Origin of the sequence: Xanthomonas sp. NCPPB 2866 (genome assembly GCF_041475745.2) — a bacterium.
Taxonomy (GTDB): Bacteria; Pseudomonadota; Gammaproteobacteria; order Xanthomonadales; family Xanthomonadaceae; genus Xanthomonas; species Xanthomonas arboricola.
Genome location: NZ_CM192975.1, coordinates 1 through 14795 on the forward strand (window position 1 = coordinate 1; position 14795 = coordinate 14795).

At 63.0% G+C, this 14795-nt stretch carries 13 protein-coding genes; 12 read left to right on the forward strand and 1 reads right to left on the reverse strand.

The features are described from left to right. The 12 genes from dnaA (at nucleotide 1) to ACCQ04_RS00060 (ending at nucleotide 13898) form a co-directional block, all read left to right on the forward strand. On the forward strand, nucleotides 1-1329 hold the full coding sequence (gene dnaA, locus ACCQ04_RS00005; protein ID WP_024939149.1) for a chromosomal replication initiator protein DnaA: 1329 nt from the start codon (nucleotides 1-3) through the stop codon (nucleotides 1327-1329). A gap of 277 nt (nucleotides 1330-1606) precedes the next feature. Next, complete coding sequence (gene dnaN / locus ACCQ04_RS00010; protein WP_016901842.1) at nucleotides 1607-2707, forward strand: DNA polymerase III subunit beta; 1101 nt, start codon at nucleotides 1607-1609, stop codon at nucleotides 2705-2707. Nucleotides 2708-3795: 1088 nt separating this feature from the next. After that, nucleotides 3796-4902, forward strand: coding sequence for a DNA replication/repair protein RecF (gene recF / locus ACCQ04_RS00015; RefSeq protein WP_102255251.1), 1107 nt, complete (start codon nucleotides 3796-3798; stop codon nucleotides 4900-4902). A gap of 114 nt (nucleotides 4903-5016) precedes the next feature. Beyond that, entirely contained in the window at nucleotides 5017-7461 is a 2445-nt protein-coding gene (gene gyrB / locus ACCQ04_RS00020; RefSeq protein WP_016901840.1) for a DNA topoisomerase (ATP-hydrolyzing) subunit B, read from the forward strand. 67 nt (nucleotides 7462-7528) lie between these two features. Next, a complete protein-coding gene (locus tag ACCQ04_RS00025; protein WP_372358621.1) occupies nucleotides 7529-8365 on the forward strand; it encodes a CPBP family intramembrane glutamic endopeptidase in 837 nt (278 codons plus the stop codon). Nucleotides 8366-8427: 62 nt separating this feature from the next. Continuing rightward, a complete protein-coding gene (locus tag ACCQ04_RS00030) occupies nucleotides 8428-9234 on the forward strand; it encodes a M48 family metallopeptidase (protein WP_016901838.1) in 807 nt (268 codons plus the stop codon). A gap of 152 nt (nucleotides 9235-9386) precedes the next feature. After that, complete coding sequence (locus ACCQ04_RS00035) at nucleotides 9387-10583, forward strand: tetratricopeptide repeat protein (protein WP_024939146.1); 1197 nt, start codon at nucleotides 9387-9389, stop codon at nucleotides 10581-10583. A gap of 153 nt (nucleotides 10584-10736) precedes the next feature. Continuing rightward, the gene (locus ACCQ04_RS00040; protein ID WP_046345197.1) at nucleotides 10737-11408 is read left to right on the forward strand and encodes an energy transducer TonB; all 672 of its coding nucleotides are present in this window, start codon (nucleotides 10737-10739) and stop codon (nucleotides 11406-11408) included. A gap of 85 nt (nucleotides 11409-11493) precedes the next feature. After that, nucleotides 11494-12255 (forward strand): TonB-system energizer ExbB, encoded by a 762-nt coding sequence (gene exbB / locus ACCQ04_RS00045; RefSeq protein WP_005912445.1) that lies wholly within the window; start codon nucleotides 11494-11496, stop codon nucleotides 12253-12255. A 45-nt stretch (nucleotides 12256-12300) separates the two neighbouring features. After that, entirely contained in the window at nucleotides 12301-12723 is a 423-nt protein-coding gene (locus ACCQ04_RS00050; protein WP_011035268.1) for an ExbD/TolR family protein, read from the forward strand. A gap of 3 nt (nucleotides 12724-12726) precedes the next feature. Beyond that, nucleotides 12727-13137, forward strand: a complete 411-nt coding sequence (locus ACCQ04_RS00055) for an ExbD/TolR family protein (RefSeq protein WP_011035269.1) — start codon at nucleotides 12727-12729, stop codon at nucleotides 13135-13137. Between the two features lie 353 nt (nucleotides 13138-13490). Beyond that, nucleotides 13491-13898 carry an ExbD/TolR family protein gene (locus ACCQ04_RS00060; protein WP_102255313.1) on the forward strand — a complete coding sequence of 136 codons (408 nt, stop codon included), beginning with the start codon at nucleotides 13491-13493 and terminating at the stop codon, nucleotides 13896-13898. A 127-nt stretch (nucleotides 13899-14025) separates the two neighbouring features. Here ACCQ04_RS00060 and ACCQ04_RS00065 read toward each other — a convergent pair whose 3' ends face one another. Next, a complete protein-coding gene (locus tag ACCQ04_RS00065) occupies nucleotides 14026-14793 on the reverse strand; it encodes a pyridoxine 5'-phosphate synthase (RefSeq protein ID WP_126966813.1) in 768 nt (255 codons plus the stop codon). Between the last annotated feature and the right edge of the window lie 2 nt (nucleotides 14794-14795).

Sequence of the window (14795 nt, forward strand, 5' to 3'; positions counted from 1 at the left end):
ATGGATGCTTGGCCCCGCTGTCTGGAACGTCTCGAAGCCGAATTCCCGCCCGAGGACGTCCACACCTGGTTGAAACCCCTGCAAGCCGAAGACCGCGGCGACAGCATCGTGCTGTATGCGCCGAACGCCTTCATCGTCGACCAGGTCCGCGAGCGCTACCTGCCGCGCATCCGCGAACTGGTGGCGTATTTCGTCGGCAACGGCGAAGTGGCGCTGGCGGTCGGCTCCCGTCCGCGTGCGCCGGAACCGCAGCCGGCACCGATGGCCACGCCCAGCGCACCGGTTGCCGCGCCGATCGTGCCGTTCGCCGGCAATCTGGATTCGCACTACACCTTCGCCAACTTCGTCGAGGGTCGCAGCAACCAGCTCGGTCTGGCCGCCGCGATCCAGGCCGCGCAGAAGCCGGGCGACCGCGCCCACAACCCGCTGCTGCTGTACGGCAGCACCGGCCTGGGCAAGACCCACCTGATGTTTGCCGCCGGCAACGCGCTGCGCCAGGCCAATCCGGCCGCCAAGGTGATGTATCTGCGCTCGGAACAGTTCTTCAGCGCGATGATCCGGGCGCTGCAGGACAAGGCGATGGACCAGTTCAAGCGCCAGTTCCAGCAGATCGATGCGCTGCTGATCGACGACATCCAGTTCTTCGCCGGCAAGGACCGTACGCAGGAGGAGTTCTTCCACACCTTCAACGCGCTGTTCGATGGCCGCCAGCAGATCATCCTGACCTGCGACCGCTATCCGCGTGAGGTCGAAGGCCTGGAGCCGCGGCTGAAGTCGCGCCTGGCCTGGGGCCTGTCGGTGGCGATCGACCCGCCCGATTTCGAGACCCGCGCGGCGATCGTGCTGGCCAAGGCGCGCGAGCGCGGCGCCGAGATTCCGGACGACGTGGCGTTTTTGATCGCCAAGAAGATGCGCTCCAACGTGCGCGACCTGGAAGGTGCGCTCAACACGCTGGTTGCACGCGCCAACTTCACCGGCCGGTCGATCACGGTGGAGTTTGCCCAGGAGACGCTGCGCGACCTGTTGCGCGCCCAGCAGCAGGCGATCGGCATCCCCAACATCCAGAAGACCGTGGCGGACTACTACGGCCTGCAGATGAAGGACCTGCTCTCCAAGCGACGCACCCGCTCGCTGGCGCGTCCGCGCCAGGTGGCGATGGCGCTGGCCAAGGAACTCACAGAACACAGCCTGCCCGAGATCGGCGACGCCTTCGCCGGCCGCGACCACACGACCGTGCTGCATGCCTGCCGGCAGATCCGCACGCTGATGGAGGCCGACGGCAAGCTGCGCGAGGACTGGGAAAAGCTGATTCGCAAGCTCAGCGAGTAAGCCGGCAACGGTCTTGACCGCCCGCTTGGAGAAAAGCGTGGAAACGTTGGGGTCAAATGCGGGAGAATCTGTGGATAACGTTGCCTCGCAGGTCGGGCGGAAAACTATCCACAGGTTTTACCGCCAGACCAGGGGCACTAGTCCAACGACTTTCAGGCGCTAATTTGTCTTTGGAAACAAACAGTTATGGTGGTTATCCGCTGAAAACGGCCCTACCATCACCACCAAGCTTTTGATTTATTCCATTATCTTTTAAAGCATAGGGGCACGGAACCACATGCGTTTTACACTGCAGCGCGAAGCCTTCCTCAAACCATTGGCCCAGGTGGTCAATGTGGTCGAACGCCGTCAAACCCTACCGGTTCTGGCCAATCTGCTGGTGCAGGTCAAGGACGGACAGGTCTCCTTGACCGGTACCGACCTGGAAGTGGAAATGATCTCGCGCACGATGGTGGAAGACGCGCAGGACGGCGAAACCACGATTCCGGCGCGCAAGTTGTTCGACATCCTGCGTGCCCTGCCCGACGGCAGCCGCGTCACCATCTCGCAGACCGGCGACAAGGTCACGGTGCAGGCCGGGCGTAGCCGCTTCACCCTGGCAACGCTGCCTGCCAACGATTTCCCGTCGGTGGACGAAGTCGAAGCCACCGAGCGCGTTGCAGTACCAGAGGCGGCTTTGAAGGAGTTGATCGAGCGCACTGCGTTCGCCATGGCCCAGCAGGACGTGCGCTATTACCTCAACGGCTTACTGTTCGACTTGCGCGAGGGCTTGCTGCGGTGCGTGGCCACTGACGGCCACCGTCTGGCGCTGTGCGAGACCGAGCTGGAAAAATCCGGCGGTGCCAAGCGTCAGATCATCGTGCCGCGCAAGGGCGTAACCGAGTTGCTGCGTTTGCTGGAAGCGGCGGACCGCGAAGTGGAGCTGGAAGTCGGTCGTAGCCATATCCGCGTCAAGCGTGGCGATGTGACCTTCACCTCCAAGCTGATCGACGGCCGCTTCCCGGATTACGAGGCGGTGATCCCGATCGGCGCCGACCGCGAGGTCAAGGTGGACCGTGAGGCACTGCGCGCATCGCTGCAACGTGCGGCGATCCTGTCGAACGAGAAGTATCGCGGCGTGCGGGTTGAAGTGTCGCCTGGGCAGCTGAAGATCAGCGCGCATAACCCGGAGCAGGAAGAAGCCCAGGAAGAAATCGAGGCCGACACCAAGGTCGACGATTTGGCCATCGGCTTCAACGTCAACTATCTGCTCGACGCGCTGTCTGCACTGCGCGATGAGCACGTGGTCATTCAGCTGCGCGATGCGAACTCGTCGGCACTGGTGCGCGAGGCCAGCAGCGAGAAGTCCCGCCATGTGGTGATGCCGCTGCGTCTCTGACGTCGCGTTCCACGTGGAACACGAAGAGCCCGGCAAAAGCCGGGCTTTTTCGTTTTGGAGATAGAGAGCGCTGAAGTCGTTGCGGTGTAAGGCTTTGGGAGGCTTGAGCGTCCGTGGGCATCCGCTCTGCGCTGGTATTGGGTGCCCAGATGCGTCGGTGCCTTACCCGGAGCTACTTTGCCTTCGGGCATGAGGCTCAGAGCATCAATGCCGCACGTTTACCAAGCCAAGAACGGTTCGATAGACGCCACTCACGGATAGTCAGACTTCGACGACCGGACAAGGGCATTGGTTCGTTTGCTTGGATTGACGGGTGTGAGTTGGAACACGAGCGATATCAAAAAACTGGCATCAGTCCGGTGCGCTGCTGTCGTCAGCACGGATACTTTGCCCATCTGTGTTTCAGACATGCCCAAGGATCAGTGAGCTGTCTTGCCTAGGGAACGCGCCGCGTGAGATCGCTGTGCTCTGGGCAAGCAGGCAAACCCAACCGTGACCTGTCGAGTTACGAAGGCGTTGTTGGCACGTCCACGGGATACACGTGGAACAACGTGCTTTCTCCTCGTGTCACTCACCGCATTGGGACAAGCTGGTTTTGTCGCAGCTCCCGTGAGATTAGTTGGCCATACACGTTGCGGTTTGTCGTCCGGCGAAGTCGCACTGACTGGCGTCAGCCTGAATTAGTTCATGAAAGACAAAGTGGTCCGCTCCGACCGAGTACGTACAGCTGCGTCTGGCGTGAGCGTCCTTGAGCCGGTTTTTGAGTTATGCACATCGCGTTTTGCTTTTAAATCTATAAATAATTTAAGAGCTTGGTGGTGATGGTAGGGCCAGATTTCGCCGGAAACTACCCTATGTGTTTGTTCTTAAAACACTTTCTGGCCTCGAAACCCTGTGTCTAGACCCGTGTAGAGGGGGCGACAACCTGTGGATAAGCGGGAGCGGCTGCTCGGGCCTGCTTTTTATCCACAGGTTGTCCCCTGCCTGTCCCTCGGGTCGCCTCACGTCTGCACGGGCAGGATCCGCATCGATCACGTATCCTCCGCTCCGACCGGGATGCCGGATCACAGCGCAGAGCAGACCGATCGATGCACGTAGTGCGGTTGTCCATCCATCGACTTCGTCGTTTCGAGACCGTCGACCTCCACCCCGCCAGTTCCTTGAACCTGCTCACCGGCGATAACGGCGCGGGCAAGACCAGCGTGCTGGAAGCATTGCATCTGATGGCCTACGGCCGCAGCTTTCGTGGCCGTGTACGCGACGGGCTGATCCAGCAAGGGGCCGGCGATCTGGAAGTCTTCGTGGAGTGGCGCGAGGGAACCGCCGCGGTTGGGGAACGCACGCGGCGGGCGGGGCTGCGCCATAGCGGTCAGGAATGGACGGGGCGGCTGGATGGCGAAGATGTCGCCCAGTTGGGCGCCTTATGTGCTGCGCTGGCTGTCGTGACCTTTGAGCCCGGCAGCCATGTGTTGATCAGTGGCGGCGGTGAGCCGCGGCGGCGCTTCCTGGACTGGGGTCTGTTCCACGTGGAACCTGACTTCCTGGCGCTGTGGCGGCGCTATGCGCGGGCGCTCAAACAGCGCAATGCCTTGCTCAAGCAGGGCGCACAGCCGCGCATGCTCGATGCCTGGGATCACGAACTCGCCGAATCCGGCGAAACGCTGACATCGCGTCGCCTTCGCTATCTGGAGCGCCTGCAGGAGCGACTGATTCCGGTCGCAACCGCGATCGCCCCGTCGCTCGGGCTGTCCGCGCTGACGTTCGCACCGGGCTGGAAGCGCCATGAGGTGTCGTTGGCCGACGCGCTGCTATTGGCACGCGAGCGTGATCGCCAGAACGGCTACACCTCGCAAGGGCCGCACCGGGCCGATTGGGCGCCTGCCTTCGATGCATTGCCGGGCAAGGATGCGCTCTCCCGCGGCCAGGCAAAGCTCACCGCCCTCGCCTGCCTGCTGGCACAGGCCGAAGATTTCGCCCACGAGCGCGGCGAATGGCCGGTGATCGCCCTGGACGACCTGGGCTCGGAACTGGACCGCCACCACCAGGCGCGCGTGTTGCAGCGCCTGGCGTCCGCACCGGCGCAGGTACTGATCACCGCAACCGAAATGCCGCCCGGCCTGGCCGAATCCGGCAAGCTGCTGCATCGGTTCCACGTGGAACACGGCGAAGTGGCCGTGTTGACACCCTCCGCGTAACCGTCGGCGGCGCAGGTGGGCCGACTGGTATAATTTCCGGGCTATCCCCCTTTTCCCACGGTGCGATGCGGCTTCCGTCGCCTGCGCCCGTGTTGTGGAGCTAACGGCACACGCATGACCGACGAACAAAACACCTCGCCCACCCCCAACGGCACCTACGACTCCAGCAAGATCACCGTGCTGCGTGGCCTGGAAGCCGTCCGCAAGCGCCCCGGCATGTACATCGGCGATGTCCATGACGGCACCGGCCTGCATCACATGGTGTTCGAAGTGGTCGACAACTCGGTCGACGAAGCCCTGGCCGGCCATGCCGACGACATCGTGGTCAAGATCCTGGTCGATGGATCGGTTGCGGTGTCCGACAACGGCCGTGGCGTGCCGGTCGACATTCACAAGGAAGAAGGCGTCTCCGCGGCGGAGGTGATCCTCACCGTGCTGCATGCCGGCGGCAAGTTCGACGACAACAGCTACAAGGTATCCGGCGGCCTGCACGGCGTGGGCGTGTCGGTGGTCAATGCGCTGTCCGAACACCTGTGGCTGGACATCTGGCGCGACGGCTTCCACTACCAGCAGGAATACGCGCTGGGCGAGCCGCAGTACCCGCTCAAGCAGCTGGAAGCCTCGACCAAGCGTGGTACCACCCTGCGCTTCAAGCCGTCCGTGGCGATCTTCAGCGACGTCGAGTTCCATTACGACATCCTGGCGCGCCGCCTGCGCGAGCTGTCGTTCCTCAATTCGGGCGTCAAGATCACCCTGATCGACGAGCGCGGCGACGGCCGTCGCGACGATTTCCACTACGAAGGCGGTATCCGCAGCTTCGTCGAGCATCTGGCGCAGCTCAAGTCGCCGTTGCATCCGAACGTGATCTCGGTGACCGGCGAGCACAATGGCATCGTGGTGGACGTGGCCCTGCAGTGGACCGACGCCTACCAGGAAACCATGTACTGCTTCACCAACAACATCCCGCAGAAGGATGGCGGCACCCACCTGGCCGGTTTCCGCGCTGCGCTGACGCGTGTGCTGAGCACCTACATCGAGCAGAACGGCATCGCCAAGCAGGCCAAGGTCGCGCTGACCGGCGACGACATGCGCGAAGGCATGATCGCGGTGCTTTCGGTCAAGGTGCCCGACCCCAGCTTCTCCTCGCAGACCAAGGAAAAGCTGGTCAGCTCGGATGTGCGTCCGGCGGTGGAAAACGCCTTCGGTGCGCGCCTGCAGGAGTTCCTGCAGGAGAATCCGAACGAAGCCAAGGCCATCACCGGCAAGATCGTCGACGCCGCCCGTGCGCGCGAAGCCGCCCGCAAGGCGCGCGACCTGACCCGCCGCAAGGGCGCGCTGGACATCGCCGGCCTGCCCGGCAAGCTGGCCGACTGCCAGGAAAAAGACCCGGCGCTGTCCGAGCTGTTCATCGTCGAGGGCGACTCGGCAGGTGGCTCGGCCAAGCAGGGCCGCAACCGCAAGAATCAGGCGGTGCTGCCGCTGCGCGGCAAGATCCTCAACGTCGAACGCGCGCGTTTTGACCGCATGCTGGCCTCCGACCAGGTCGGCACGCTGATCACCGCGCTGGGCACCGGCATCGGCCGCGACGAGTACAACCCGGACAAGCTGCGTTACCACCGCATCATCCTGATGACCGACGCCGACGTCGACGGCTCGCACATCCGGACCCTGCTGCTGACCTTCTTCTACCGGCAGATGCCGGAGTTGATCGAGCGCGGCTACATCTACATTGGCCTGCCGCCGCTGTACAAGCTCAAGCAGGGCAAGAGCGAGCTGTATCTGAAGGACGATGCAGCGCTCAATGCCTACCTGGCCAGTAACGCGGTCGAAGGCGCGGCGCTGATCCCCGCCACCGACGAGCCGCCGATCACCGGCGAGGCGCTGGAAAAGCTGTTGATGCTGTTCACCAGCGCCAACGAGGCGATCGCGCGCAACGCGCACCGCTACGACCCGGCGCTGCTCACCGCGCTGATCGACCTGCCGCCGCTGGATGTGGACAAGCTGCAGGCCGAAGGCGAGGTGCATCCCACCCTGGATGCGCTGCAGGCGGTGCTCAACCGCGGCACCCTGGGCACGGCGCGCTACCAGCTGCGCTTCGACCCGGCCACCGATGGCGCCTCAGCGTCGCTGGTGGCGGTGCGCAGGCACATGGGTGAGGAATTCACCCAGGTATTGCCGATGGGCGCGTTCGAAAGCGGCGAGCTGCGTCCGCTGCGCGAGGTCTCGCTGGCCCTGCACGATCTGGTGCGCGAAGGCGCGCAGATCGTGCGCGGCAACAAGACCCACCCGATCACCAGCTTCGCCCAGGCGCATGCCTGGCTGCTGGAAGAGGCCAAGCGCGGCCGCCAGGTACAGCGTTTCAAGGGCCTGGGCGAAATGAACGCCGAACAGCTGTGGGAAACCACGGTCAATCCGGACACGCGTCGCCTGTTGCAGGTGCGTATCGAAGATGCCGTGGCCGCCGATCAGATCTTCAGCACCTTGATGGGCGATGTGGTCGAGCCACGCCGCGACTTCATCGAGGACAACGCGCTGAAGGTGTCCAACCTGGACATCTGAGCCACCGTTGCCCGTCGGCGCACCGCTCAGGCGCTGCGCTGACGCCTGCGGTTTTTTCAGGATGACGATGAGCGCAGATCCTTCTTCGCGGCCGGTAACGACGCCGGCCGCCGGCACCGGCCCGCTGCTGCCGCCATTGCTCGGCTTCGGTATCGATGTGCTGATCGCCACCGGCCTGCTGCTGTCGCTGAGCGTGGCCGGGTTTGCGCTCTGGGGCATATTCCGCGGCGTCAGTGCCGTGCAGGCCGCCAAGGCGCAGGGCCTGACGCTGTCCTCGAGCGAGATCATGGCCACCATCGGCCAACCCGGCGTGCTGGTGCAATTGCTCACCGCGTTGGTCAGCACCGCCTCGCCGGCGCTGCTGCTGTATTACTGGCGCCGCCGTGCGACCGCAGACGAACACCGGGCCTCGCGCGCCGCTGCAAGGCGTGCCTCCACCTGGGGTTGGACCGCGCTGATCGCGGTTGGCGTGTTCCTGCTCAGCAATCTGGTCAGCGTCGCGGCGTCGGCGTTGGGCATCAAACCGGTGCCGACCAACCTGCCGCTGATGGAAGAAGCCATCAGGCAATGGCCGCTGGCGCTGGTTGTGTTTGCCGTGGCGATCGCCCCGGCGTACGAAGAATTACTGTTCCGACGCGTCTTGTTCGGCCGCCTGCTCGCCGCCGGCCGGCCCTGGCTGGGCATCGCGCTGAGCAGCGCGATCTTTGCGCTGGTGCACGAAGTGCCCGGCGTCAGCGGTAACGGACCGGCTGCCATCGCGCAGCTATGGCTGGTCTACGGCGGCATGGGCGCGGCGTTCGCATGGCTGTACTGGCGCACCGGCACGCTATGGGCACCGGTTGTGGCGCATGGCGTCAACAACGCCACCGCCCTGGCGGCGCTGTACTTTTTTGGCATCGGCTGAGCCGTTTGACGAAAAGTTAAGACGAGCCTGCCAAAATGCCCCCAGGGTTCAAGGGGGATTGAATGAAAGCCAGGCTGTTGATCGTTGTCGCCGTCTTTGCACTGACGGCATGTGCCACCACAACCTCGCCGACCGGCCGCCGACAGGTGGTGGGAGGCGTCACGCAGGACCAGCTCGACAAGCTTGGCGCCGAATCGTTCGCGCAGACCAAGGCCAAGGAAAAAGTCAGCACCGACGGCAAGCAGAACGCCTATGTGCAGTGCGTGGTCAATGCGCTGGTGGCGCAGCTGCCGCCGCAGTGGCGCGAAACCCGCTGGGAAACCGCGCTGTTCGTGGATAACGAAGCCAACGCCTTTGCGCTGCCTGGTGGCAAGGTCGGCGTGAACACCGGCATCTTCACTGTCGCCAAGACGCAGGATCAGCTGGCTGCCGTGCTCGGGCACGAAATCGGGCACGTGATCTCCCGCCATCACGAAGAGCGCATCACCCGCCAGCTCGGCGCGCAGACCGGCCTGGGCATCATTGGCGCGCTAGCTGGTGCGGCCTACGGCGACGGCGCCGCCAGTGCGGTCAACCAGGTCGGCGGGATGACTGCCCAGACCGTGTTCCTGCTGCCCGGCTCGCGCACCCAGGAAAGCGAGGCCGATGTGGTCGGCCAGCGCCTGATGGCGCAGGCCGGCTTCGACCCTGCCCAGGCAGTCACGCTATGGCAGAACATGATGGCCGCCAGCGGCAATCGCCAGCCACAGTGGCTGTCCACCCACCCCGACCCCGCCAATCGCATCCGCGAACTGCAGGCAGACGTCAATCAACTTGAACCGGTTTACCAGCAGGCGCGACAGGACGGGCGCGTGCCGCGTTGCGGCTGATTTAGCAGCGCTTACGTACCGAATGTCGCAACACAGCATGGAAACCGTTTTCGGGAACTGAGACTTTCTGCTAAGTTTGCCGGCTCAGATTTTTCGTACAGCGTTTATTCCGCTTTTCGTACCGCCCGACGGCGGCTCGTCCGAGGTGAAACATGAAACTGCTCAACCGCAAGCAAGCCCTGTTGTCCCTGTTCATCGCCGCGTCCCTGGGCGGGGCTGTCGTCACCGACGCGGTTGCGCAGTCGGATCGGTCGTCCGAGCGCGCCAGCCGCAAGTCCAAGAACAGCGGCAAGGCCGAAGAGTTGTATCCGCAGTCCACCCGTGCCGCGCCGACGATCAAGCCCTCCTCCAAGATGGGCAGCAAGCTGCAGAAGCTGATCGAAACCTTCAACAAGGGCGAAGACTTCCCGGCCGTGCGCAGCCAGGCCGACGAGATCCTCGCCAATGGCTCGGCCAACGAAGCCGACAAGGCGCTGGCGTCGCAGCTGGCCGCCCAGGCGGCGTACAACATGGACGACACCGCCGCTGCCAAGAAGTACCTGCAGCAGGCGATCGGCCTGAATGCGCTGGACAACAACGGCCAGTTCCAGTCGATGCTGATGCTGGCGCAGTTGCAGATGCAGGACGACCAACAGGCCGAAGGCCTGGCCACGCTGGACAAGTATCTGGAAGAGAGCAAGTCGCAGCGCCCGGAAGACCTGATCCTCAAGGGCCAGGCGCTGTACCAGGCCGAGCGCTACAAGGAAGCCATTCCGGTGCTGAAGCAGGCCATCGCCGCCTCGCCCGAGCCGAAGGACACCTGGAACCAGTTGCTGATGGCGTCCTACGCCGAAGCCGGCCAGACCGGTGAAGCGGTGGCCGCTGCCGAAGCGCTCGCCGCCAAGACCCCGAACGACAAGAAGGCCCAGCTCAACCTGGCCAGCATGTATATGCAGGCCGACCAGATGGACAAGGCCGCCGCAGTGATGGATAAGCTGCGCGCTGCCGGGCAGTTGACCGAAGAAAAGGAGTACAAGCAGTTGTATTCCATCTACGCCAACACCGAGAACAAGGAAAAGGACGTCATCGCGGTCATCAATGAAGGTATGCAAAAAGGCATCCTTAAACCCGATTATCAGACATACCTTGCGCTGGCACAGTCGTATTACTACAGCGACGACGTGCCCAAGGCGATCGAGAATTGGCAAAAGGCCGCACCGCTTTCCAAGGACGGCGAGACCTATCTGAATCTGGCCAAGGTGCTGCATTCGGAAGGTCGCATCCCGGAGGCCAAGCAGGCCGCGCAGCAGGCAATCGCCAAGGGTGTCAAAAAACCTGATGACGCCAAGAAGATCATCAATCTGAAGTAAAAAAGAAAATAAACCCCCGAAATCCCTGTGTTTTTAGTGGTTACAGGACTCGGGATTGGTATAAGCTTGGGGGTTCCTGCGGTGTCAAAGCCGTCCGAAAACCTGGGGATCATCACAGTGATCCGGGGCCCCCACTGAAAGAGCCATTGGCGCATGACGGAACAACTCGTTATCCACAGGCATGACTATGATGCCGGGAACCAGGGTCTGAGCTGGGCCCGCATTATCGGCATTGCTTTCGTAATTGCCTTGCACCTCACTGCACTGATGATGTTGCTGATCCCTGCAGTGGCGCCGAAGGCTCCGGCAGAGAAGGAGCGCACCACCATGGTTACCTTGGTGGATGCACCGCCTCCTCCCCCGCCGCCGCCGCCGCCGCCGCCGCCGGAAGACAAGCCGCCACCGCCGGTCAAGAATCTGTCGCCGCCGAAGCCGTCACCGGTTCCGCCGCCGCCGGAAGCTCCGGTTGTCGATGTTCCCGAACCGCGTCCCAGCGATATCGTCACGCCGCCGAGCCCACCGGCTCCGCCGCAACCGCCGAGTGACATCGGCGCCAGTGTCGATATCTCGTCCAAGAACATGAACCCGCCGAAGTACCCGCCGGCTGCATTCCGTGCCGGTGTCCAAGGTGAGGTCATCCTGATCGTGGATGTGGATGCCAACGGCAACGTGACCAATGTGTCGGTCGAAAAGTCCAGCCGCAACCGCGACCTTGACCGTGCCGCGATGGACGCAGCACGCAAGTGGAAGTTCAACGCCTCCACTGTCAACGGGCAGAAAGCCGCCGGACGTGTCCGCGTCCCGGTCAACTTTGCTCTGAACTGATCCCACGGGCCGGCCACGGTCGGCCCAGGATCCTGTCTTCCTTTCGCTCCACCCTTCATCACCACACACAACAAAGGTAAGCGTCATGCTGCAGGAATTCTTTATCGCCGCCGCTGCAGGGGGCTCCAATCCGTCGGCCGCCCTGTCGCAGATGGGCTTCGAGCACTTGATTACTGAAATGACGTCCAGCCCCGGCGATTTCGCCGTGTCCTGGGTCGTTCTGATCACCCTGATCGCCATGTCCGCTGCCTCCTGGTACTGGACCGTCATCAACATCTTCCGTGCCACCCGTCTGAAGAGCGCGGCTGACCGCGTCACCACCGCGTTCTGGGATGCCCCGAATGCACAGGACGCCATCCGCGCCATGGAAGAGCAGCCGGCTTCCGAGCCGTTCTCCAAGATCGCACTGGACGCAGCGCAGGCTGCTGCTCACCACCAGCGCGCCGAAGGCAGCACCGGTGGCCTGGGCGAGAGCCTGAGCCGTTCGGAATTCGTCGATCGCGCCCTGCGTCAGGCCGTGACCCGCGAAAGCACCAAGCTGCAGTCGGGCATGACCCTGCTGGCCACCGTCGGTGCGACCGCGCCGTTCGTCGGTCTGCTCGGTACGGTGTGGGGCATCTACGGCGCGCTGATCAAGATCGGTGCAACCGGTTCGGCCTCCATCGACGCCGTTGCCGGCCCGGTGGGTGAAGCGCTGATCATGACCGCGATCGGTCTGTTCGTCGCCATCCCGGCCGTGTTCGCGTTCAACTTCTTCTCCAAGGTCAACAGCTCGGTGATCGCCAAGTTCGACACCTTTGCCCACGACCTGCACGACTTCTTCGCCACTGGTTCGCGCGTTCGCTAATCCGTAGTAAAGAACGACTTCGCAACGATTTAGACGGAGCCCGTTATGGCCTTCAGTAGTGGAAACAGCGGTGGCCCGATGGCCGACATCAACGTGACGCCCCTCGTGGACGTGATGTTGGTGCTGCTGATCATCTTCATCATTACGGCACCGCTGATGTCCCATAAGGTCAAGGTGGAGCTGCCAGAGGCCAACCTGATCCAGAAGGAAGATGCGGAGAAACGCGCCGCGCCGATCACCCTGGCCGTCAAGGAAGACGGGTCGCTGTACTGGAACGACGAGCCGATTTCCAAGGAAGCCTTGGAATCGCGCCTGTCCACCGCCGCACAGCAGACACCGCAGCCGCCGCTCAATTTGCGTGGCGACCGCACGACCAAGATGCGTACGATCAACGAGATCACCAAGATCGCGCAGGGTCAGGGCATGTTGGACGTCGGCTTCGTCGCAACCAAAGAGAAGGGGCAGTAAGCCATGGCATTCAGTACCGGTGGAAACCGCGGCCCAATGGCCGACATCAATGTCACGCCCCTGGTGGACGTGATGTTGGTGCTGCTGATCATCTTCATCGTGACCGCGCCGATCATGACTTACCCGATCGCCGTGGATCTGCCGCAGCGGGTGCTCAACCCGCCACCGCAGACGACCGAACCGCCGCCGCCGATCGAGTTGCGGATCGACGCCAGCAACCAGGTGTTCTGGAACAACAGCCCGACCCCGGTCGCGCAGTTGCAGCAGAAGATGGAAGAAGTGGTGCAGGCCGATCCGACCAATCAGCCGGAACTGCGCATCGACGCCAATGAAGATGCGGAGTACGAAGTGATGGCCAAGGTCCTCGCTGCGGCGAAGAACTCGCAGATGAAGAAAATCGGCTTCATGCAGTAAGACATCGCAAGACCGCAACACAACAGTCATGACGCGACTGCAACGCCACCGGAAACGGTGGCGTTTTTTTATGCTCGATCAATGGGGTGGTTGCTGCCGCTATGTTCGACGCGCATGCATGCGGCCGGCTGTTTGCCAGGACGTGATATCCGTTTCCCGGGCACCGGGCGAGTGATGCATGCAGTGATCCTCAGGTCGTCCGCACAAGCAAACCGCCGGAGCTGCAGCGGCAAGTCGCAACGGCACGCTTCGGGGCTCGGCCCGGCAGAGGCGTCTGCCCTGCCCTTCCCTCACTGCCGACCAGGTGTATGCTCGATCGTGCAGCACCCACGCTCATAGCACAGGAGGCAGTCATGGCTTTCAGTACGGCAGGCAATCGGGGACCGCTGGCGGAGATCAATGTCACGCCGCTGGTGGATGTCATGTTGGTGTTGTTGATCATCTTCATCGTCACCGCTCCGATGCTGGCGCGGCCGATCACGGTGGACCTGCCACAGCGCAGCGAGCAGGCCCAGTCACGCATGGACCCGCCTGCACCGATCGGGTTGCGTGTGGACGCCAGCGGGCAAGTGTTCTGGAATGCCAGCCCGATAACGCTGCAGCAATTGCAGCCCAGGTTGATCGAACAGATGCGCCAAGCAGCCGGCAATCAGCCAGAGCTGCGCATCGCCGCCAGTGCGGATGCCGAATACGCGGTGATGGCCAAGGTGCTGGCTGCAGCCAAGAATGCGCAGGTGGATCGCATCAGTTTTGTGCAGTAAATGGGTGATTAACCAGCCTGGTAAATCAGCCGCAAGTCATCGATAACGATTGCATCGGGGCAGAAGCCCTGCCCCGATGCAATACCTAGAAACTAGACAACGCATCCATATAATCGACTTGATTATCTCAAGCGCTGATCGATGCGCCGCGCAGTATGTCCAGATAGGCGCGCACGGTCGCATCCAGGCCTTGATACAAGGCTTCGCTGATCAATGCATGACCGATCGAGACTTCGAGTACGCCGGGGACAGCGCTCAGAAAGTCGCCGAGATTGGCCTGCGACAAATCGTGGCCGGCATTGATGCCCAGACCTGCGGCGGCGGCGCGCTGCGCTGCGTCGGAAAACAGCTTGAATGCAGCATCCGGCTGGCCGCTCAGATGCGCGTGCGCATATGGGCCGGTGTACAACTCGATCCGGTCTGCACCGAGTGCTGCCGCCTGCGCGATAGCGGGATTTTCGGCATCGACAAACAGACTGACGCGAGCACCGATGGCCTTGAACGAGGCGATCAGCGTGGCCAGTTGGGAGGTGTCCTGGGCAAAATCGAAACCGTGGTCGGACGTCAGTTGTCCATCGCCATCCGGTACCAGGGTGACCTGTTCGGGGCGGGTGGCACGACATAAGTCCAGCAGGCCCGGATAACCGTCGCGCGGCGGCGCGAACGGGTTGCCTTCGATATTGAATTCGACACCGTGCTCGCGTGTCAGCGCGCTCAGCGCCAGCACATCGTCGGCGCGGATATGCCGCTGGTCCGGGCGCGGGTGCACGGTGATGCCGTGCGCACCGGCGGCAATGCAGGTGCGTGCGGCCTGCACCACATCCGGATCGTGGCCGCCGCGCGAATTGCGCAACACCGCGATCTTGTTGACGTTGACGCTGAGCTTGGTGGTCACTG

What these genes read in the sequence shown, in the direction of transcription:
- dnaN (WP_016901842.1), top strand. Translation starts at nt 1,607, where the DNA reads ATGCGTTTTACACTGCAGCGCGAAGCCTTCCTCAAACCATTGGCCCAG.
- ACCQ04_RS00030 (WP_016901838.1), top strand. Translation starts at nt 8,428, where the DNA reads ATGAAAGCCAGGCTGTTGATCGTTGTCGCCGTCTTTGCACTGACGGCA.
- recF (WP_102255251.1), top strand. Translation starts at nt 3,796, where the DNA reads ATGCACGTAGTGCGGTTGTCCATCCATCGACTTCGTCGTTTCGAGACC.
- gyrB (WP_016901840.1), top strand. Translation starts at nt 5,017, where the DNA reads ATGACCGACGAACAAAACACCTCGCCCACCCCCAACGGCACCTACGAC.
- ACCQ04_RS00055 (WP_011035269.1), top strand. Translation starts at nt 12,727, where the DNA reads ATGGCATTCAGTACCGGTGGAAACCGCGGCCCAATGGCCGACATCAAT.
- ACCQ04_RS00040 (WP_046345197.1), top strand. Translation starts at nt 10,737, where the DNA reads ATGACGGAACAACTCGTTATCCACAGGCATGACTATGATGCCGGGAAC.
- dnaA (WP_024939149.1), top strand. Translation starts at nt 1, where the DNA reads ATGGATGCTTGGCCCCGCTGTCTGGAACGTCTCGAAGCCGAATTCCCG.
- exbB (WP_005912445.1), top strand. Translation starts at nt 11,494, where the DNA reads ATGCTGCAGGAATTCTTTATCGCCGCCGCTGCAGGGGGCTCCAATCCG.
- ACCQ04_RS00025 (WP_372358621.1), top strand. Translation starts at nt 7,529, where the DNA reads ATGAGCGCAGATCCTTCTTCGCGGCCGGTAACGACGCCGGCCGCCGGC.
- ACCQ04_RS00060 (WP_102255313.1), top strand. Translation starts at nt 13,491, where the DNA reads ATGGCTTTCAGTACGGCAGGCAATCGGGGACCGCTGGCGGAGATCAAT.
- ACCQ04_RS00050 (WP_011035268.1), top strand. Translation starts at nt 12,301, where the DNA reads ATGGCCTTCAGTAGTGGAAACAGCGGTGGCCCGATGGCCGACATCAAC.
- ACCQ04_RS00035 (WP_024939146.1), top strand. Translation starts at nt 9,387, where the DNA reads ATGAAACTGCTCAACCGCAAGCAAGCCCTGTTGTCCCTGTTCATCGCC.